Raw genomic sequence first — 18496 nt, forward strand, 5'->3', positions numbered from 1 at the left:
CTGATGCTCACGGGATCGGCAATGGAACGCGTGCACGTGTGCTGAGCGACCGGGCGAGCATGCCCGCGTCAGGCGTCGTCCGGCACGTGGACGATCGAGATGGTCGCCAGTGAGCCGCCGTTGTAGTTGAAGATCACGTGCGTGCCGTTCTCGCTGTAGAGATCGAGATGCGAGCGGGAATCGTTCGGTGCGCCCAGTGCAGCGTGCACGTCCTCGCGCGTGGCCGGGAACGATAGTCCGTCGACGAGCGTGCCGAGGCGTGGGTACGGGCGGCGTTCGTCCTCGTGCACGTGCACGAGGACGGCGAGGAGGACGCCGTCGCGGTACTGCAGATCCACCCCGCCGCTTGCGAAGACGAGCAGCTTGCCGCCGCCATCCGCGGCGTCGATGTCGTGCGAGTCGAGGCGCGGGCCGAGTAGCTCGACCAGGTCCAGCATGACTGGGTCTCCGTATGCCGATCCCGCGGCATTGATCAGCTGCGAGATCTCGCCGGTGATCGGCTTCGGTTCGGCGGCGAGCGCCGGGGCTGCAGCAGCGGCGTCAGCGGCTTCTTCTTCGGCAACCAGATCGGCCCGCATCGCCGCGATGCGTGTCACTCGCTCATCGCGGATCTGGAAGTGCACGAACGCACTGCCGACCGCGTACAGAAGGAAGCGTTCTCTGTTCTGCCGCGGCGTGCCGAGGAGAGCAATGACCTCGGCGCGAGTCGTACCGAGGGACACTCCTTCGACGAGCGCATCGGGGTGCGCATACGCTGTGTACTCCTTGTTGTCACGCAGGTAGAAGTCGACGGTCTCGACGACTCCGTCGTGGAGCAGGAACTCCACGCCCCCTTTTTCGAAGCACAGGTACTTCTCGCGGGTTCCGGCCGACGTGTACTCATCGAGGATGAACCTCGTGCCCACGGCCTCCATCGCCGCGATCATCTCGTCGGAGCCGTCCTCGGAGCCGATCGCCTCCAGGTAGGTGAGGATCTCCCCACGGATCGCTGCCGTCACGTGCGTTCCTCCATGGTCGAGTGCCTGTGGCGGGTCGAGCGGCTCAACCAGATCCAGCATGACCGGGTCTCCGTATGTCGAACTTGCGGCATCGATCGGCTGCAAGGTTTCGCCTGTGAGCGGCTTCGGCTCGGTGGTGGGTACGGACTCTGCCTGCTCGGCCTCGGCCTGTGCCAGCAGGTCGAACCGCTGTGCATCGATGGCTGAGATCCGTTCGTCGTCGAGTTGGATGTTCACGAATGCATCGCCGGCTGGGTACAGGAGGAAGTGCTCCCGGTCCTGACGCGCTGGGCCGAGCAGGTCGATGACCTCAGCCCGGGTCATTCCCGGCGTGAGACCGTCTACGAGAGCCTCGACGTGCGCATAGGCAGCGTATCGATCGCTCTCGTACAAGTGGAAGAACACGGTGTCGACGATGCCATCGAGGAGCAGGAAGTCCACGCCTCCCTTGGCGAAGATCAGATATTTCTCGTGCACGCCGGTCGACGTGTACTCCTTGATCGAGAACTTCGTTCCTACGGCTTCCATCGCCGCGAGCATGACGTCGGAGCCGTCCTCTGCGCCGATGGCGTCGAGATACGGTCGGATCTCGCCGGTGATCGGCTTCGGCGCGACGGTGAGCACGGACTTTCCCTGTTCGGCCTCGGCCTCGGCCTCGGCCTCGGCCTGCGCAGCGTAGTCCTGTCGCTGTGCGTTGATGCGCAGGACACGCTCATCCCGGAACTGGATGTTCACGAACGCATCGCCCGCCGGATAGAGAAGGTAACGCTTCTTGTTCTGTCGAGGCATGCCCAGCTTGTCGATCACCTCGTCCCGGCTCATGCCGAACCTGACGCCCTCCACCAACGCGTCAGGATGCGCATAAGCAGCGTACTTTTCGCTGTCGCGTAGGTGGAAGAACACGGTGTCGACGATGCCGTCATGAAGCAGGAAGTCAACGCCTCCCTTGGCGAAAATCAGGTACTTCTCGTGCACGCCAGTCGACGTGTACTCCTTGAGCGTGAACTTCGTTCCCACGGCTTCCATTGCCGTGAGCATGACGTCGGAGCCGTCCTCGGCTCCGATCGCCTCCAGGTAGGTGAGGATCTCCCCACGTATCGCTGCCGTCACGTGCGTTTCTCCATGCTCGAGTGTCTGCGGCCGGCCGCCCGGCCACGTTCAGCGGCTACGCTCCGGCGATGAGGGGTGCATGCGGCGTCGGCCGTTGCAAGGCGGGAAGTGTCTCGCGCCATGTTATCGGCGCGATGCGGGTCCCTACGCGCGGGCATGCGGACGAAGCGGGCCACGGGATGTCCGGCGAGCATCTGGTGGGCTTCCGTCGAAGCGGGCCACGGGATGTCCGGCGAGCATCTGGTGGGCTTCCGTCGAAGCGCAGCGGACACCGCAGTGGGAGTGCTGAGCTCCGCAGCGTCGTCAGCTGGGACGCGCGAGGGCCATTGGGCGGAGGCTGAAGGCTGCACACCCCCACCGCCCTCCGTGACGTGATGTTTCTCGGTGTGGGGACGTGGTGGAGTTCCGCTTCAACGTGTGAGGCACGACGGTTGGTCGCCGGCAGTCGGCGTCCAACTGCCGGCGGCCGACACATGCTCTGTTCGTACGCGGTCGAGCGGACGCGGTGGCGTCCGTATGCTCGACTGCTTCGCAGAATAGCGCCGTATGACCGTGGGCTCTGCATGGGAAGAGCGGCTCGACGAGCTCACCGCGCGTGAGCGGGAGGTGCTCGTGTATACAGGACCCGGCTGTTCAACGCGGAGACCGCCGCGGAGCTGGTCATCTCGGAGAACACCGCGCGTGTGCACGTGCTGCGCATCCTCGCCAAGCTTCAGCTGCGCGACCAGGCCCAAGCGGTCGTTCTCGCCCACCGCCTGGGCCTGGCCCCCGCGTCCGAGTGGGCAAGCGCCCTAGGTGACTTGACGAGCTGGAAAGTCAATGCTTGACTTGCCGACATGGAAAATGACTCTGGTTCGGGGGCCTCTGATGGCGATGCGGCGCGGGAAGCGCTGTCCGCTCTCGATGCTGATGGAGCGCGTCTGGCCCAGCGGGTCATCACGCCCTGGTGGTATCACCCGATCCTCGGCGTCATCGTCGCTCTGATGATCTTCGGGGTTGCGTACCCAGGCGCACTCGGCTTCGGCCTCGTCGCGATCGGAGTCATCGGGATCGCGCTTCTCGTCCGGGTGTACACGCTTCGCACGGGGGTCTGGATCTCGCGGGCCGCCGGCCCCTCCACCCGGCAACTCCAGCGCGTCCTCATGGTCATCAACATCGTCTTGATGGGGACGGCGCTTGCTTTGCGCGTGACGGAACCCGCACCCTGGTGGGCTCTCCTACCTGCGCTGTCGGGCCTCTTCGCGACGTGGGTCATGGGGCGTCACTACGACCGTGAGCTCCGCCGAGAGCTGGCAGGATCGGCGACCGGACCGTGAGCACGAAAGCGCAATTCCACGAGGTCGTCCATGCCCCAACCCGCCTGCGCATCTGTGGGTTGCTGCGCCGCGCCGAGGAATTGGAGTTCTCGGTCATTCGCGATGCGCTCGAGTTGAGCGATGCGAATCTTTCGAAGAACCTCGCCGTCCTCGCCAACGCGGGCCTGGTCTCCGTGCGCAAGGAAGCGTCGGAGAAGCGGTCCGATGCGCGCCGACTGACCTGGGTGGCGCTGACTGGTGCTGGTCGCGAGGTCGTCGAGCAGCACCTGGCTGCGCTCAGAGCGATCGCCGGGTGAACACTGGCGTCGCGGCCGCGCGCGCCCCGGTCTGCTGCCCGACGTAATGCGGATCGACTAGTTGTATGAGGCCAGGACGTTGTTGACACGCAATGGTGTTGCGGACGCGGGCGGCTTTCCACCGTGGGCTCCGTGGGGCCGGTGGTAGTTGTAGTGCTGATTCCAGGTCGCGAGCGCGTTCACGCGTTCGGTCTCTGAGTTCCAAGTTCGTGCGTAGAGGAACTCCTCGGCCAGGATGCGGTTGTAGCGCTCGACCTTGCCGTTGTGCTTCGGCGTGTACGGCCTCGTGCGCCGGTGCTGCGAGCCGCCGAGAGCGGCTGCGAATGCTTGGGCGCGGTAGCAGGCGCCGTTGTCGGTGATGATCCGCTCGATCTTCGCGATGCCGTGCTTGGCGAACCACTCGCGCGCTCGGTCGAGGAACGCGATCGCCGTCGTTGCTTGCTCGTTCTCGAGGGCTTCGGTGTAGGCGAGGCGGGTATGGCCGTCGATCGCGGAGTGCAGGTAGACGTAGCCGGTGCGCGCACCTCGCTCCTTCGTGCGTGCGACGGCTCTGGCCTCAGCGCTGTCTCTTCCGTGCACGCGCCAGCCGCCGCCGTCCGGGATGCGGCCGGTCTTCTTCACGTCGAGATGCACCATGTGCCCGGGGCGCTCGGCGATGATCTTCCGTGGAGCGCGGTTGGCCTCTCCGTTCGGATCGATGAATTTCCTCCGGTTCAGGCCGAGCTGGGCGAGTATCCGGGTGATGGTGCGGCGGCCGAGCGGTCTGCCCTGCTGGGCGAGCTCGAAAGCGATGCGAGATGCGGACCATTTGTGCTCACGCCGCATCGACTCGATTTGCTCGACGAGGGCCCCTGGTGTGGCGGTCGGCTGCCGAGCTGGAGCTGATGAGCGGTCGAGGAGCCCCAGCTCCCCGAACTTCTTGTAGCGGTTTACCCACTTCGATGCGGTCGCCCGAGAAATCCCCATCTCAGCAGCCACGTGCGCGATCGGGCGAGTGCGGCGCGTTCGATGAGTCGCTTACGGCCTTCGGGGGTGAGCGGGGCGTTTCGGTGGGTCATCGCAGCCAAGAGGCAACCCTCGTCTGACGCGGCGGCACCCGTCACGACGCCTCGATGAGACGTCGAACCGTGTCGTATGCCGGTTTGGGCGTGTAGTCGTCGCGGAGGAGCCCGAATCCGTTCTGCCAGTTGCCGTCGCTGATCCCGTCGCGGAGCGAGAACAACTCGTACACGCTCACCTCGCCGGTCGCGGCTACGGCCTCTGCGACGGCGTGCAGGATGCGTGCCTGCTTCTCCTCATCGCGGGTTGCACCGGTGGGCCAGCCGGTCTCGGTCACATGGATCGGCGTTGCCTCGGAGATTCCGACGTCGCGGGTGACCTGTCGCAGAGTGCGGACGAGAAACTGTGCCCCTGCGCTGACTTTGTCTTCTGGGATGGGGTGGAAAACGTCGGGGAACATGTCTAGGCCGATGAAGTCGAGTCGGGCTGTCGAGTCCGTCCCCAAAGCATCGGCCATCCTGGTCCAGAACGCGGGGTCGGCGACTCCGGCGCAGTTCACGCCGATTGCGACATTCGCGTCGAGGCGGTCGCGTTCCTCGATCCCGGCCGCGACGCCCGCGCCAACTGCCTCGAAGCAGCCAGGGAAGCCACCGTCCTGTGGGTACGGCACGTTGAGTTCTTCGCCGACCTGGACCTTCCCACCGCCCCACGCGGCAACGTCCCGGACGGCTTGGCGGACGAACTCGGCGTAGCCGGAAGGGTCGGGCTCGGTGGCGCGATAGCACGCAGTGAGGTCGATAAGCCGGCCGCGCCCGATGTAGTTCCCCGGGTCGGCGGGCGTCGCATCGACGCCGGGTTCGGGTGCTCCGACCCCGCGGTAGTGCCGATAGCAGCGGATATAGAACTGCGCCGCATCGCCCTGCAACCGGTCAAGGCCAGCGCGTGTGCGCTCGACGTCTTCTGGCGGCGTCGCCAACGGGGTCAGATCCACCAGATCCGCCGCAACCACACCGGGCCAGATTCCAAACAACATGACGAACTCCTCACTAGCCGTATACGGGCAACTGAAACCATAGCCGTATACGGCTATCTCCGCTAGTCTGGAGCGATGCCGACCAGCGCGCTCGCCAACCCGCTCGTTCTGCCGATCCTGGGGCTGATGGCCGAGCAGCCCCGGCACGCCTACGCCCTCTTCAGCGAGCTGCGCTCGCGTTACGCCTACATCGGCGCGCGGAACTCAACCGTCTACACACTGCTCAACACACTCGTAGAGGCCGGCTGGCTGCGCTCGAAGCAGGAAGACGCAGACCGACAGGTATTCCAGCTCACCCCGGCTGGCCGACAGGCTCTCGCCGAGCGCGTCGAGCGCCAGGTTCGGGACGGCGCTCTAGGCGACCGCACCGCATTCATGGTCGCGCTGGCCTACCTCGGAATCCTCGTCCCGGCCGAAGCAGCAGCCGCACTGCAAGGACGCGTCGACCGCATCCATCGCGAAGAAGAGCGCCTGGAAGGCGCGCTAGACCAAGCGGAGAACATCCCCGAACTGCACATGATCGAGACCCACTACTACCGCGACCAGCTCGACCACGAACGCTCATGGCTGGAAGCGATCATCCGCCGCATCCGCTCCGGTTCCCTTGCCTGGCCAAGCCGGACAAACTAACCACATCGCCCTGCTCACGGAGTGACGCGACTCGCTTGTCGATCGGCAACCGTGCACGAGGTCCCCGTCAACAACCTCATGGCCAGCAACAACTAGTCGAAGATGATCGCCTCGGCAGACGACACCGCCATTGATCTTCGCGAGGGTGGAGGCATGTCCCTCACCGTCGAACCTTCAAACCTCACGAAGGCCTACGGCGGCCGCATCGTCGTCGACGGTCTCGACCTGCGCATCCCTGAAGGCAGTGTCTACGGCTTCCTCGGGCCGAATGGCTCGGGCAAATCGACGACCATGAAGATGCTGCTCTCGCTCATCCGTCCCACCAGCGGCGAGGTCGAGGTGCTGGGCCAGCCGATGACCCGCAGCACCCGGCGGCAGTTGCCGGGCGGTGTCGGCTCGCTCATCGAGACTCCGCCGGGGTATGCGCACCTGACCGGCGCGGAGAACATGCGCATCGTTCAGCGCCTGCTCGGCCTCGACGACGCGCAGGTCGACTTCGCGGTCAAGACCGTGCGGATGTCATCGTCCAGCTCGGCTTCGCCTACTGGGAAGGTCTGCAGTGGCCTCTGACGGGAGGGAGTGGACCTGGCGAACAGATGTTTCTCGGTGTGGGGACGTGGTCGAATTCCGCTTTTCAAACTAACGTCTGGTGAGGTCGGACGGGCAACGGCTGCACATCGCCACACTCCACGTCCCCGTCGATCGGGACGTCGAGCCGTCCGAGCGCATCTACGACGGCCTAGTGTTGAGTTAGGCACTCTGTACGCGCGGCGCGAATCCTGCCCGCTGGCACGGCGTTGGTTTGATCGAAGAAGGTCTCTTGTCTACCTCCTGAACCGCTGTGCCTCTCCGAAGCTCGTGGCACTCGCCTACTGCAGCTTCTCAACCCTGCTCAACCGGCCGAGCCATTCGATAAGGAGCTGGGTCTCTGCCCTGCCAAGGACGTCTGGATTCGCTGCGGCAATCTCGATGGCGATGGTGAGAGGGTCGTCGGCTCGTGTTCCCTTGCCGGTGATCGCTGAGATAACACCCTCACGGACAGCTTGAGAGAGCCCCGGGTCCGGCGCTGCCAGGATAATCTGACGCAGGGTGACGCCGATGTTGGTCACGAGGATGTGCGCGGCAGCCTGCTCAGAGGGCACCAGGAGCCGGCCCTGCTCGGCGGCCCGCGCCGTGAGCGCGCGTAGGATCTCGCTGGGACGCGACTGCGCCTCGGGGGAGTACCCAGGGCGGACCTTCCCGTACATCAGCGTGTAAAACCCGGGGTTGGCCAGGCCGAAGGCGACGTGGGCGTCCCAACCGGCGCGGATGTCCTGGATGGGGTCGCCGGAGGACTCCATCGACGACTTCTCGCCCAGGTAGAGGTCGAACCCGTGCGCGATGACAGCGTCGATCAGTCCTTGCTTGGAGCCGAAGAAGTGGTAGAGCGTCGGCATCTTCACCCCGACCGCCTCACAGACCGCTCGCAGGGAGAAGTCCTCGCCGGGAGAGGCGGCAATGAGGTCCGCGGCCGCCAGGATCATCCGCTCCCGTGTATCGCTTGTCGGCGTTCCTGTCATGATGCTACGTTAGCTTATGTATCAGAGAGATACAGTTGCATAGTGACGATACAGAGGGGGCTTCATGGCTGAGCACACACTCAAGGGCAAGAACGTTCTGATCGCGGGCGGCGCGAAGAACCTCGGCGGGTTGATCGCTCGCCAGGCGGCCGAGGCTGGCGCGAACGTGGCGATCCACTACAACTCCGACTCCAGCCGCGCCGACGCCGAGCAGACGCTCGCTGCTGTCGAGGCTGCTGGAGTCAAGGGCGCTACGTTCCAGGCAGACCTCACGGTTCCGGCGAACGTGACCCGCCTGTTCGCCGACGCGGAATCGGCGCTGGGTACGATCGACATTGCGGTGAACACTGCCGGCAAGGTCCTGCGCAAGCCGATCGTGGAGACGACCGAGGACGAGTATGACTCGATGTTCGACATCAACTCCAAGGCCGCTTACTTCTTCATCAAGGAAGCCGGGAAGAGCCTCGCCGAGGGTGGCAAGATCGTCACCATCGTCACCTCGCTGCTGGCGGCCTTCACCGACGGTTACTCCACCTATGCCGGCGGCAAGTCGCCGGTGGAGCACTTCACCCGCGCCGCGGCCAAGGAGTTCGCCGATCGCGGAATCTCCGTGACTGCGGTGGCGCCCGGTCCGATGGACACCCCGTTCTTCTATGGGCAGGAGACACCGGAGCGAGTCGCTTTCCACAAATCACAGGCCATGGGCAATGAGCTGACCAAGATCGAGGACATCGCCCCCATCGTCCGCTTCCTCGCCACCGACGGCTGGTGGATCACCGGTCAGACCATCCTCGCCAACGGCGGCTACACCACCCGCTGAGAACGGAGCAGACTCATGACCGATCAGACTATTCCCGAGCCAGTGGCGTCCTTCATCGACGCCGTCAATCGCCATGACGAGGCCGCGTTCCTCGACGCCTTCACCGCCGCCGGCGCGGTCGACGACTGGGGGCGGATCTTCACCGGCCGCGATGCAATCAAGGCCTGGAGCGACAGGGAGTTCATCGGCTCCCGCGGCACGCTTGCCGTCGAGGAGGTAGACGCTGCAGGCGAGACGGTCACCGTCGTCGGCGACTGGCGCTCCAACCACGCCAACGGCCGCTCGAAATTTATCTTCGACGTCGACGGCGACAAGCTCGCGAAGATGACGATCCGCGAAGGCTAGAACCGACACTGGCATCTCGAGCGGGCGTCCAGCCAGATGGACGCCCGCTCGGTGTTGTTGCCTTCGAAGCAAACGCACGACACGCATATACGAGGTTCGTCAACCATGACTACCGTCCCGCTCGCCCGCACCGGGCAACGTCGATCCGAGGTCGGCCCTGTCGAGCTCTTCTTCGACCTGGTCTACGTCTTCGCTATAATCCAGCTCTCGCACCTGCTCATCGAGCATCTCTCTTGGGAGGGTGCAGCCCAGACTATCGTGGTGTTCGCCGCGGTGTGGTGGGGTTGGAACTACACCGCTTGGGCGATGAACTGGCTGGATCCGAGCCGCACCGCGGTGCAGCTGCTCTCCGGGGTGCTCATGCTTGCCGCGCTGGGCATGTCGATCGCCATTCCTAGTGCCTTCGGCGACGGAGCCTGGTTGTTCGTCGGGTGCTATCTATTCATGGGCATCCTTCGTCCGGTCTTCATGATGATCGCCTACCGCGGAAACCAGCTCGCAGCCAACTACCGCATGCTCCTGCTGTGGACCCTCCTGGCCGGCATCTTCTGGGCCCTCGGTGCGGCACTGCCCCTCGAGTGGCGGCTGGGTCTCTGGTTGATTGCGGTGCTCATCGACTACGCGGCCCCGCTGGCCCACTACCGGATCCCCGGCATCGGGGCGGCACCCATGCACCAGTGGGACACAGACGCCGAGCACCTGGCCGAGCGCAACCGTCTCGTCTTCATCATTGCCCTCGGCGAGTCCATTCTGCTCATGGGCGGCAGCATCGTGTCCCACGGCCAGCTTTCTCCGTCGCTCGCCCTGAGCATGCTCGTCGGCTTCGCGTCCCTGTTCGTGCTTTGGTGGAACTACTTCGCCCTTGCTGGGCCTGATACTCGCGGTGGGGACTCGTCGACCGGGGCTCTCCGGTCGGCCTATGCCTACGCGCATGCCTTCATGGTCCTGGGTGCGATCCTCGTCGCCGTCTCCATCGAGCTGCGACTCTCCCATGATCACCTCACGCCCGCAGTCGTTATCGTGACGGCAGCAGGTCCGCTCGTCTACCTGGCGGGGAACCTGTTGTTCCTCCGGTCCCGGTTCGGACGCCTCGCGCGGTCCCGGTTCATCGCAGCAGCCGTGCTGGTGGTGATCACGATCGCCGCGATGCTGCTAATCGATCACGTGCCGGTGATTGCCTTGAGCGTCGCCGTGCTCGCCGTGACGGCTATTCTCGCCGCCCACACCGCGTACACGACATCGAAACAGTCGGCGCTCGATAACCGGCGATGACCTGGCAACCTCTATCTGAGATCCTTCTGCGCCCGATCGCGGTGCTCAGGAGCGAGCGACGCGCTTTGCTTTTCAATTGCGATCCTCGGTCATAGCTGGCCGACCGCATCGCGGTGAGAATGCTCCTTTGCGTCGCCGGTGGCTATGCGCACCTGGTCTCGGCCGTGCACTGTACGAACGGATCAGAGCAACGCTCTGACCCGCGGGATGATTAGCGCTGGCAACTTGACTACTCATCGTCAGAGGTTGGTTTGTAGCGGAACTCGGTCGAATTTAGGTTCGTGCTCTAACGTCTGGTTGCAGCTTTACGAGCCGCTTTCGTGCAACTTGTACAAGTTGTACGATGAGCCCATGACCTCCGTGACTCTGTCCCAGTTCCGTAGCCAGCAGAGCGACTACATCGCTGCAGCACAGCGCGAGCCTGTTGAGATCACTTCGCGTGGCGCGGGGCGCCGTGCGGTAGTCGTGTCGCCGGAGTTCTATGACCGCGCGGTGCAGGCCCTGGAAGACCAGGAATGACATCCGTGCTGCTGTTGAGGCGCGGAGTGAGGTAGGGTGCGTCTCTCACGAAGTGCTCATGCGCGAGCTCGGTCGCTGACCCTATTCGATGTCGTACGCGATCAGTTATGTCCCGTCAGCAGCGAAGGCGATCCGGAAGCTCGATAGGTCGACGGCACGCCGCTTGCTCGATGCGATCGAGTCGCTCGCAAGCGACCCGCGCCCTTCCGGGTGTATCCAGCTCTCAACAGTGAGGCGACCGAGCTGGAAAGGGCCGCGGTCTTCATAACACGTAGTGGAAGGTGCCCTATGGCTCGAAAGCGCAAGACTCTTCCCAAGGAATTTGACGCGATGCTCGTCTCTGCATCGCTCGCTGAACTTATTGCGGTATTCGATCACTGTGAGATCGACGCACGCGGTGGGTACAACAAATCGACCGCCCTCGGTTTTCGCGACTGTCCAGATGAACTGATCGTGTGGTTGGTTGAACAAGGACTCGACGTCGACGCTCGTGACGTTCGTGGCTGCACGGCATTGGCTGAGCGCGCGCAGAGCTCGATGCAGAAGCATGTCGACCAGATCGATCTGCTCTTGTCGCTCGGGGCAGATATCGAAGCTCCCGACAAGTCAGGTCGTACGGCCTTCGTCAACGCCGTCATCGACCTCAAGGTCAGCGCTGCCACGTTGCTGGCTGAGCGCGGTGCAACGGTCTCGGACGACCGCTGGAATCCGCAGTCCCTGTTAGAGGCGGCGCTTGCGCGGGTCGAGAACAGGCGCATCACTGACGCTGTCGGCATCGTCCGTCTGCTCATTCCGTTGGGCTCACCAATATCGAACAAGATGCGTGCCAGAGTTGAGCAGATCGGTCAGGAGTTCGAACGAGCTCGCTCGGTCTTCGCGGTGGATCAGCTTGACGTCACGCAGGCTGCGTTAGACGAGCTGTACACGATCTTCGATGTGGCTCCCGTTGGGAGGCGTGTGATGCACGACGGTTCGTCCGACATCCTGATCAATAGCGGCACATGGCACGAGCGGCACGAAGCGCGCCGTCGCACGCCATGTTCGCACGGGACGAGGTGCGCAGACCGACCTGGATCGTCTGTCGGAGCTCGCGGTTGAGTGGGTCGCCCAGAACCCTAAGCCCCGCCCACTCGGCGATGTGCCTTATAAGCACTGACATCTTTGGTCGCGTGCGATGAGCGATCAGGAATTGAGCACGGGGGTAGCCGAGTAGGAGGCGCCTCTCTGGATGGTCACCTACGACTGGCACTGATCATTCGGCGCCGGAGAGGTCATGCGAGCGTCGACTATGTCGCAGACGATTCAGTGTAGGGCGACGTGAGTCCCGTAGAAGGCGGTGACCGGCGCGTGGCGTGAACTCGACCGCTTGCCGGCGGCGCACCATGAAGCCTGCGCATCGAGCGCTTGGACAGCGGCATCCACGGGCACCCACGAGCTATGTCTGAGAGGTGTTTGGGCTGAGCGATAGCCACCAACAGCAGAAGCGGATGCGATAGTGCAACGAAGGGCATGCCATTGCGCCGCAGTCGGTGTGGCGAAGAACGTGTCTGCGAGGGCCATTCGGGCTAGGACCCGGCCATCAGCATCCATAAAGTCGGCCCAGCTTCCGGGACGGCCGTATGCTTTGAATCGGACTACGGCGACGGCGTAGAACGGTATAGTGCGGAAACGCGTTCGCAAGCGGCCGCGTTCGAGGTCGATGCTCAATTGTGGGAGCAAGACAGCGCGCGTAACGAGGAAGATCACGCCGACGGAGGCTCCAATGAGGAGGCCGACGGCGGCACCTTTTCCGGACCCAGTTGCCCAACCCTGCGCAACTCCGAAGAGCGTCAGAAGAAGAGTCACACCTATGACGAACCAGAACGCTGATCCAAAGCCCCGATTGCACTGCACGCGCAATGGGGTCGGATATCCGACGGACGTCGTCACTCGTGAGATCCTCCTCGTGACGCTACAGTTTCGCAATCGATCTTGAGCCGATGGTTCGATTAGATCGTGGCGATCCGGAGACCGCAATGGGGAGAAGTCTCCTCACTAGAAGCTACGGCTGGCGCTGGGGTGTCGATACGATCGAGATCAGCGAATGTTAGGTCACGCGGGGAGCCACTCTGAAGATGTCGTCCAGCTACGCGACGGATACCGACTATCTGATCGGCATCGTTGTTCTCGGACTGCTCGTCGTCGGCATTGCGCTTCTCGTCGTTCTCATCACACGCCCGTTCGCACGGCATCTTCCGAAATCGCTTGTTGCCCAGTACGTCCCACCTCGAGGCAGCATCACGCATCATGGTCTGGCTCTACGTGCCGATCGACGCGTTTTGGCGGCGACGATCATCCAGCTCGCAGTCCAGAAGAAGATTCGTGTTCTTGCTCCGCGCGGCAAGCGTGGTCCTGTCGCGATCGAGGCGCTCCTCGGTACGGGGCTGACCGCACAAGAACGGCTCTTTCTTCGTTCGTTTCGGCCCAAGCTCTACACGAAGCGAATGCGGCGTACGTACGTCCGGGCACTCGCGGATATCGGCATCCACGTAAGCGCTCCAGAAGAAGCCCCCGATATCTACTTCCTCAAGGGGAAGGGCGCTTTTCGCAGTCACCAGCGGCGCGCGCTCGCCGCGTACTTCGACTCCGTGCGGAGGCAGATGAAGCGGCAAGGGCTCACGAAGAAGTTCTCTGTGAGCATCCACCTGTATGTGCTCTCTCTGATGTTTCTCGCGCTCACGGCATTTGGGCTCATCTTCATATTCGGCGCCGCGTTGAACGGGGACTGGGTCGGCATCATCGTCACGGTATTGACCGTTGCGGGCGTGCTCGGAGTTCTCACGATCGCGCCGCCGCCGATTCTTCTCTTCACCGAGCAGGGCACGGAGCTGCGTCGCTACCTCTCGGGGCTGCGTGATTACGTGCGTCTGGCTGAGCAGGATCGTCTTCGCGTTCTGCAATCTCCGCAGGGCGCGCTTCGGACACCGGCCGGCGCGCTGACTCCCGGCGGTCAAGCACTCGGACTCAGGCCACGGCCGACCGCGAACGACGCAGTTGCGCAAGCAGGACTCGATCGGTACGTGCTCATCGAGCGCCTTCTGCCATACGCGGTGCTCTTCCGATGTGAGCGCCAGTGGGAGAGGGAGTTCGAATATCTCGGTGGGGCCGATGTCACCGCCCAGAATCTCCGTGCGCTCGGTGCCACCATGCAAGCAACCATGGCTGTTCTGCAGGCTTTCGTCGTCGTAGTCCAGATTCTCAGATTCTTCGGTGCGATCCTGTCCTTGTTCGGTCGCAGTTAGAACAGCGGCATCCACGCCACCACGGCGCTGAACGTCGTCGATGAACGGGGTGAACACACTTCGCGCCGCACAGACACGCATCGTAGACCTGGCGCGGGCACGCTTTACCTCCTACCATGGCTCGGCAACGGCGTAATTCACCATGCGCTCGGCGTAAGTAGGGGCCTTGCGCGGAAAGAGGACGCAGATGTCAGCGCTGAACACTCCACCCGCTGGGGCGTCAGAGACCGCGCCCAGCTCTCAGCCTCGTCGACGAATGTTCGCGTGGAATCCACGAGGCGACACCCTCATCGCCGCGGGCACGCTGCTCGCATTCTGGGGCTGCTATTGGGCGGGAAACGCCGTTAACGAGTGGTTCCTTCTCGGCGGCATCGTCATCGTCGCAACTCTGATCCCGGTCGTGACTGTCGTTCTGTGGCGACGCGAAGGGCTCGCGGGGCTCGGCATTCGCCGCCGACTCCTCATCGTCTCGCTCATCGTGTCGGCGTTGCTGGGTGCCGGGTCAGCATATCAGCTGGTGACGGTCGCCGCGGCGTCCAACGTGCCTGTCATGCCGCATCTCCTCGCTAACCTGGTGGTCTTCTGGGAGCCGTTCTTTGTCTTCGGGTGGCTGTTTCTGCGTTGGGAACGCGCTTTCGGCTGGTTGCCGGCGATCGTGCTGACGGGAGTCGGGTTCGCTCTGCAGCACGTCGGTTCGGTGCCCTTCGTACTGGCGCTCAGCTTCGGGCTGTTCGCGATCGCATTCGGAATCGTCTTCGTGTTCGTCCGAAACCTCGCCATTCTGTGGCCGCTCTTCTATCCCGTTGCGAGCGGCATCGGGACGCTTCAGTCAGGCTTCGTGATGGGATGGCCCGCAGTGATCTCGGGGACCGTTCTGCTCATCGTTCAGGTGATCGTGATCGGAGGTGTCGTCTGGCTGGCGCGCCGGCGGACGACAGAGCGGCGAGTCTGAGCGTCGCTCAGACGGGTGTCATCCCGTGAGCATCCTGAGCTTGCTCGCCCGAATCATCGATGTCTTTGATCTGGCCATTGCGCGGCAGACCGTGGTCGAACGTGATCGGCACCGCGCGAGCAATGTCGACATCGAGCCGATCGATCGCCTGCAGGTGCAGATGCGGTTCCGTGCTGTTGCCCGAGTTGCCACAGCGTCCGATGATGTCGCCTGAGCGAACTCGCTGCCCCTCCGCCACGGGGATACTCCCGAGCTGAAGGTGACACAGTGCGAGGACAGGGCCAGCATCCGACTCGATCATCACATGGTTTCCGGCGAGCCCGAGCCAGCCTTTTCGTGCTCTGTGACTCTGCGTGAGCGCGTAGCCAAGAGAAGGGATGCCGCGATAAGCAGCGTGATCCGGGATCGAATCGTACACTGCAACGACAGTTCCGTCGATCGGTGCGAGAACGTCGCGACCGAAGCCGATGAACGTCCGTGGATGCTCTCTGGCGACGAGCGAGCGAATCGTGATGCGCGCAGATCGACCATCATTGTCTACGGGAACGAAATCGATCGCGTATGACGTGCCGAACAGCGTCGTGCCGTGACTGGGAACGCGGGACGCGGGGCTGTTCTGCGTGAGCCAACGACCGCGAAACGGGTACGACAGGAGGACGGCGTTTGTCATCGTGGAGCGGAGTCTTCCTCCCGGAGGCGCGGCTCGACGCGCAACGCGGGACGAAGCCCGGCCTTGTCAGAGTAGAACTCGCGTATGCGGTCCATGTCATGGGTGACGTTGCCGGTGAGCTCGAAAGTCGGCCCGAGGCCGGTCGTCATCGTCGTACGGTCGACGTAGCCGAGCGTCACGGGCATCCCGGTCTCACGAGCGATGCGATAGAAACCGGACTTCCAATGGGTATGCGCACCGCGTGTTCCATCCGGTGTGACGACGAGGCCGAAGACGTCTCCAGCATGAACCTGCTGAACGACGTCGGCGACGACGCGGCTCGGGTCTGCGCGATCGACGGGGATGCCTCCGAGGCTGCGCATCATGGGCCCGCGCCAACCCTTGAACAGGCTCTTCTTGCCGAGCCAGCGGACGTCGATCCCGAGTCGCCATGCGATCGCAAGCATGAGGACGAAGTCCCAGTTTGACGTGTGAGGCGCGCCGATGAGGACAGTGGGCCGATTTGGTGCGGGCTCGCTCGTGAGTTTCCAGCGGCTCAGCCTCCAGAACGCACCGGAGATGAGGCGTCGAAGCATGGCCTAACGTTAGGTCAGAATATATGCGCGCTTTCGTATGGAGTGCCGATCATGCGCTGTATTGCGCTCGGGCGTACATCCAGTGCCCCCGATTGATGAGGTCCATCACCTCATTCTGAGCAAGGCCCTCGACTCCGGGGACATAAACCCAGTAGTGCATCTTCTTCCACATTGGCCCGCTGACGGGACACACGCGTTCACGAAGCTGCGGTGCAAGACGGTTATTGACGTTGAACACCCCCGACGGCGTCAATGGCATAACCGCTCGCGACACATATCCGCTGTCGTGCTCCGCCGGAACTAGTTGGTGTCTGGCAGGTTCGAAGTCGTGCCAGGGGATGGGACCCACGCCGCGCAGCATCACGCCTTCAGCGCCGATCCACACGTCAAGGCGCTCGAGCTCGCCCCGCGCGCGATGCCGTCGAGACATGTAAGTGACGAGGGTAAAGGCACCTGCAAGCATCACCAGCGCGGAAATGACGCCGATGATGCCGGCAGGAAACACTTGCGCGCCGGAAGTGATCGCCACGACCAGGAATATCGGGGTAGCGACGGCCAAAGCGACGATGAGCACTCGAAGGACGATGAAGAGGACGGCCATAACTCGAGACCACGAAGCCGGGGCACCGGGCAGTGTCACTGAACCTCGTATCTGCAGAGTCTGCGCTGCTTAGGCGTACGGGATTGGTGATGCCACGCTGCCACCTTACGACGCGAGATGCTTCGTCGACATGGGGAGGGATGCCCAAACACGCGACGATTCACCGCAGAGCAGCCGGACGACCTACCCTGGAATGTCGCATCGCCACGAGAAAGGCCGCTCATGACCTCGTCGAGTTCCGCGGAACCGACAGTTCCCGCGCTGAAGCGGAGCCTTCGCGCTCGGCACCTGCAGATGATCGTGATCGGCGGGGCCATCGGAACAGGGCTGTTTCTCGCTTCCGGCGGGACGATCGCACAGGCGGGGCCGGGCGGCGCCCTCGTGGCATACGTCGTCATTGGCGTCATGGTGCTCTTCGTCTGTTTCTCGCCCTCCTGACCGGACTCAACGCGCTTTCCGCTCGTGCGTTCGGGGAGGGTGAGTTTTGGTTCGCAGCGATCAAGGTCACGACAGTCATCGTGTTCCTCGGCCTCGGCATCCTCATGATCATCGGGGTCATGGGAGGCGACAGCCCTGGATTCAGAAACTGGACTGCGGGAGATGCGCCGTTCGCCGGCGGCTGGGTCTCCGTCATCGCTGTCTTCATGATCGCCGGGTTCTCGTTCCAAGGGACAGAACTCGTCGGCATTGCGGCGGGGGAGAGCGAAGACCCACGACGAAACATGCCGCGTGCCATCCGGACGATCTTCTGGCGCATCATGCTGTTCTATGTTCTGGCGATCGCCGTCATCGGATTTCTCCTTCCCAATACCGATCCGCGGCTTCTCGCCTCCGCGGACAGTGGCGACGTCACGGCATCCCCTTTCACACTCGTGTTCGAGCGTGCGGGAATCGGCATCGCCGCTGCCGTCGTGAACGCGGTCATCCTCACGGCGGTGCTCTCTGCGGGTAATTCTGGCCTCTACGCGTCGACCCGTATGCTTCACGCACTCGCTGACGAGGGCAAAGCGCCCAAGATCTTCGCTCGTCTCAACAGCCGGGGCGTGCCGATCATGGCGCTGTGCGCGACCGCCGCGATCGGTCTCTTCGCTTTCCTGACGAGCATCATCGGCAGCGGAGCAGCGTACTCCTGGCTCTTGAACGTCTCCGGCCTCTCCGGGTTCATCGTCTGGGTCGGCATCTCGTGGTCGCACGTCAGGTTCCGCCGTGCGTGGCTGCGACAAGGAAGGTCGCTCGACGAGCTGCCGTACGTCGCCCCGTTCTTCCCGGTCGGGCCGATTCTCGCACTCGTCGTGATGCTCGTCGTGATCGGCGGCCAGAACTTCCAGGCGGTTCTCGACGGGCACGTAGTGGCTCTGCTCTCGTCGTATATCGGGCTCCCGGTCTTTCTCGCGGTCTGGGGTGTTCACCGCGCTGTCACAGGTCGGAAGAGCAGGCTCGTATCCCTCGAAACGATGGATCTCTCAGCCCTCGAGGGTGGGGCAGTTCAGAGTGCTGGGAATAAATAGCCCTACGATATG

Annotated in this window: 18 protein-coding genes and 2 pseudogenes; 13 read left to right on the top strand and 7 right to left on the bottom strand. The window is 63.5% G+C overall.

Annotated features, from left to right (window positions below; all coding sequences use genetic code 11):
• Nucleotides 1-68: 68 nt before the first annotated feature.
• Complete coding sequence (locus ACSAGD_RS04550) at nucleotides 69-2108, bottom strand: hypothetical protein (protein WP_437584545.1); 2040 nt, start codon at nucleotides 2106-2108, stop codon at nucleotides 69-71.
• A gap of 689 nt (nucleotides 2109-2797) precedes the next feature.
• Between ACSAGD_RS04550 and ACSAGD_RS04555 the strand changes: the two genes are divergently transcribed.
• Genes ACSAGD_RS04555 through ACSAGD_RS04565 form a run of 3 tightly spaced genes read left to right on the top strand, consistent with a single transcriptional unit; the run spans nucleotide 2798 to nucleotide 3720 of the window.
• Nucleotides 2798-2935, top strand: a complete 138-nt coding sequence (locus ACSAGD_RS04555; RefSeq protein ID WP_437584546.1) for a hypothetical protein — start codon at nucleotides 2798-2800, stop codon at nucleotides 2933-2935.
• 9 nt (nucleotides 2936-2944) lie between these two features.
• A complete protein-coding gene (locus ACSAGD_RS04560) occupies nucleotides 2945-3424 on the top strand; it encodes a hypothetical protein (RefSeq protein WP_437584547.1) in 480 nt (159 codons plus the stop codon).
• Nucleotides 3421-3720, top strand: coding sequence for a transcriptional regulator (locus ACSAGD_RS04565; protein ID WP_437584548.1), 300 nt, complete (start codon nucleotides 3421-3423; stop codon nucleotides 3718-3720). Before ACSAGD_RS04560 ends, ACSAGD_RS04565 begins: the two co-directional genes overlap by 4 nt.
• 57 nt (nucleotides 3721-3777) lie before the next feature.
• Here ACSAGD_RS04565 and ACSAGD_RS04570 read toward each other — a convergent pair.
• Together ACSAGD_RS04570 and ACSAGD_RS04575 are read right to left on the bottom strand one after the other, a co-directional pair.
• A pseudogene (locus tag ACSAGD_RS04570) lies at nucleotides 3778-4778 on the bottom strand (IS481 family transposase).
• A 41-nt stretch (nucleotides 4779-4819) separates the two neighbouring features.
• Complete coding sequence (locus tag ACSAGD_RS04575; RefSeq protein ID WP_437584185.1) at nucleotides 4820-5752, bottom strand: hypothetical protein; 933 nt, start codon at nucleotides 5750-5752, stop codon at nucleotides 4820-4822.
• 75 nt (nucleotides 5753-5827) lie between these two features.
• On the opposite strand from ACSAGD_RS04575, the gene ACSAGD_RS04580 reads away from it, so the two are divergent.
• Entirely contained in the window at nucleotides 5828-6382 is a 555-nt protein-coding gene (locus ACSAGD_RS04580) for a PadR family transcriptional regulator (protein ID WP_437584184.1), read from the top strand.
• Nucleotides 6383-6484: 102 nt separating this feature from the next.
• Nucleotides 6485-6952, top strand: a complete 468-nt coding sequence (locus ACSAGD_RS04585; RefSeq protein ID WP_437584549.1) for an ATP-binding cassette domain-containing protein — start codon at nucleotides 6485-6487, stop codon at nucleotides 6950-6952.
• A 299-nt stretch (nucleotides 6953-7251) separates the two neighbouring features.
• Here ACSAGD_RS04585 and ACSAGD_RS04590 read toward each other — a convergent pair whose 3' ends face one another.
• On the bottom strand, nucleotides 7252-7941 hold the full coding sequence (locus ACSAGD_RS04590; RefSeq protein WP_437584550.1) for a TetR/AcrR family transcriptional regulator: 690 nt from the start codon (nucleotides 7939-7941) through the stop codon (nucleotides 7252-7254).
• A 64-nt stretch (nucleotides 7942-8005) separates the two neighbouring features.
• On the opposite strand from ACSAGD_RS04590, the gene ACSAGD_RS04595 reads away from it, so the two are divergent.
• The 7 genes from ACSAGD_RS04595 (at nucleotide 8006) to ACSAGD_RS04625 (ending at nucleotide 15130) form a co-directional block, all read left to right on the top strand.
• Nucleotides 8006-8761 carry an SDR family oxidoreductase gene (locus ACSAGD_RS04595; RefSeq protein ID WP_437584551.1) on the top strand — a complete coding sequence of 252 codons (756 nt, stop codon included), beginning with the start codon at nucleotides 8006-8008 and terminating at the stop codon, nucleotides 8759-8761.
• A 15-nt stretch (nucleotides 8762-8776) separates the two neighbouring features.
• Entirely contained in the window at nucleotides 8777-9106 is a 330-nt protein-coding gene (locus ACSAGD_RS04600; protein ID WP_129314012.1) for a nuclear transport factor 2 family protein, read from the top strand.
• A 105-nt stretch (nucleotides 9107-9211) separates the two neighbouring features.
• On the top strand, nucleotides 9212-10378 hold the full coding sequence (locus ACSAGD_RS04605; RefSeq protein ID WP_437584552.1) for a low temperature requirement protein A: 1167 nt from the start codon (nucleotides 9212-9214) through the stop codon (nucleotides 10376-10378).
• Between the two features lie 351 nt (nucleotides 10379-10729).
• On the top strand, nucleotides 10730-10897 hold the full coding sequence (locus tag ACSAGD_RS04610; protein ID WP_437584553.1) for a type II toxin-antitoxin system prevent-host-death family antitoxin: 168 nt from the start codon (nucleotides 10730-10732) through the stop codon (nucleotides 10895-10897).
• Between the two features lie 288 nt (nucleotides 10898-11185).
• Entirely contained in the window at nucleotides 11186-11995 is an 810-nt protein-coding gene (locus ACSAGD_RS04615; RefSeq protein WP_437584555.1) for an ankyrin repeat domain-containing protein, read from the top strand.
• Nucleotides 11996-13011: 1016 nt separating this feature from the next.
• Nucleotides 13012-14178, top strand: coding sequence for a hypothetical protein (locus ACSAGD_RS04620; RefSeq protein ID WP_437584556.1), 1167 nt, complete (start codon nucleotides 13012-13014; stop codon nucleotides 14176-14178).
• A gap of 187 nt (nucleotides 14179-14365) precedes the next feature.
• Nucleotides 14366-15130: a hypothetical protein gene (locus ACSAGD_RS04625; protein WP_437584557.1), complete on the top strand. Its 765-nt coding sequence runs from the start codon at nucleotides 14366-14368 to the stop codon at nucleotides 15128-15130.
• A gap of 7 nt (nucleotides 15131-15137) precedes the next feature.
• Here ACSAGD_RS04625 and ACSAGD_RS04630 read toward each other — a convergent pair whose 3' ends face one another.
• The 3 genes from ACSAGD_RS04630 to ACSAGD_RS04640 are packed head-to-tail and all read right to left on the bottom strand — an operon-like array spanning nucleotide 15138 to nucleotide 16976.
• The gene (locus ACSAGD_RS04630) at nucleotides 15138-15800 is read right to left on the bottom strand and encodes a M23 family metallopeptidase (protein WP_437584558.1); all 663 of its coding nucleotides are present in this window, start codon (nucleotides 15798-15800) and stop codon (nucleotides 15138-15140) included.
• Nucleotides 15797-16375, bottom strand: a complete 579-nt coding sequence (locus tag ACSAGD_RS04635; protein ID WP_437584559.1) for a 1-acyl-sn-glycerol-3-phosphate acyltransferase — start codon at nucleotides 16373-16375, stop codon at nucleotides 15797-15799. The genes ACSAGD_RS04630 and ACSAGD_RS04635 overlap by 4 nt, the downstream gene beginning before the upstream one ends.
• A 49-nt stretch (nucleotides 16376-16424) precedes the next feature.
• Nucleotides 16425-16976: a hypothetical protein gene (locus ACSAGD_RS04640; protein ID WP_437584560.1), complete on the bottom strand. Its 552-nt coding sequence runs from the start codon at nucleotides 16974-16976 to the stop codon at nucleotides 16425-16427.
• Nucleotides 16977-17198: 222 nt separating this feature from the next.
• Here ACSAGD_RS04640 and ACSAGD_RS04645 point away from each other — a divergent pair.
• Nucleotides 17199-18484 (top strand): annotated as a pseudogene (locus ACSAGD_RS04645) (amino acid permease).
• The last annotated feature ends 12 nt before the right edge of the window (nucleotides 18485-18496 follow it).

Origin of the sequence: Paramicrobacterium salitolerans (assembly GCF_051513965.1) — a bacterium.
GTDB lineage: Bacteria > Actinomycetota > Actinomycetes > Actinomycetales > Microbacteriaceae > Paramicrobacterium.

Coding starts and splice junctions, on each gene's coding strand:
- ACSAGD_RS04560 (WP_437584547.1), top strand. CDS start 2,945: ATGGAAAATGACTCTGGTTCGGGGGCCTCTGATGGCGATGCGGCGCGG.
- ACSAGD_RS04575 (WP_437584185.1), bottom strand. CDS start 5,752: ATGTTGTTTGGAATCTGGCCCGGTGTGGTTGCGGCGGATCTGGTGGAT.
- ACSAGD_RS04580 (WP_437584184.1), top strand. CDS start 5,828: ATGCCGACCAGCGCGCTCGCCAACCCGCTCGTTCTGCCGATCCTGGGG.
- ACSAGD_RS04585 (WP_437584549.1), top strand. CDS start 6,485: ATGATCGCCTCGGCAGACGACACCGCCATTGATCTTCGCGAGGGTGGA.
- ACSAGD_RS04590 (WP_437584550.1), bottom strand. CDS start 7,941: ATGACAGGAACGCCGACAAGCGATACACGGGAGCGGATGATCCTGGCG.
- ACSAGD_RS04595 (WP_437584551.1), top strand. CDS start 8,006: ATGGCTGAGCACACACTCAAGGGCAAGAACGTTCTGATCGCGGGCGGC.
- ACSAGD_RS04600 (WP_129314012.1), top strand. CDS start 8,777: ATGACCGATCAGACTATTCCCGAGCCAGTGGCGTCCTTCATCGACGCC.
- ACSAGD_RS04605 (WP_437584552.1), top strand. CDS start 9,212: ATGACTACCGTCCCGCTCGCCCGCACCGGGCAACGTCGATCCGAGGTC.
- ACSAGD_RS04610 (WP_437584553.1), top strand. CDS start 10,730: ATGACCTCCGTGACTCTGTCCCAGTTCCGTAGCCAGCAGAGCGACTAC.
- ACSAGD_RS04615 (WP_437584555.1), top strand. CDS start 11,186: ATGGCTCGAAAGCGCAAGACTCTTCCCAAGGAATTTGACGCGATGCTC.
- ACSAGD_RS04620 (WP_437584556.1), top strand. CDS start 13,012: ATGTCGTCCAGCTACGCGACGGATACCGACTATCTGATCGGCATCGTT.
- ACSAGD_RS04625 (WP_437584557.1), top strand. CDS start 14,366: ATGTCAGCGCTGAACACTCCACCCGCTGGGGCGTCAGAGACCGCGCCC.
- ACSAGD_RS04630 (WP_437584558.1), bottom strand. CDS start 15,800: ATGACAAACGCCGTCCTCCTGTCGTACCCGTTTCGCGGTCGTTGGCTC.
- ACSAGD_RS04635 (WP_437584559.1), bottom strand. CDS start 16,375: ATGCTTCGACGCCTCATCTCCGGTGCGTTCTGGAGGCTGAGCCGCTGG.
- ACSAGD_RS04640 (WP_437584560.1), bottom strand. CDS start 16,976: ATGGCCGTCCTCTTCATCGTCCTTCGAGTGCTCATCGTCGCTTTGGCC.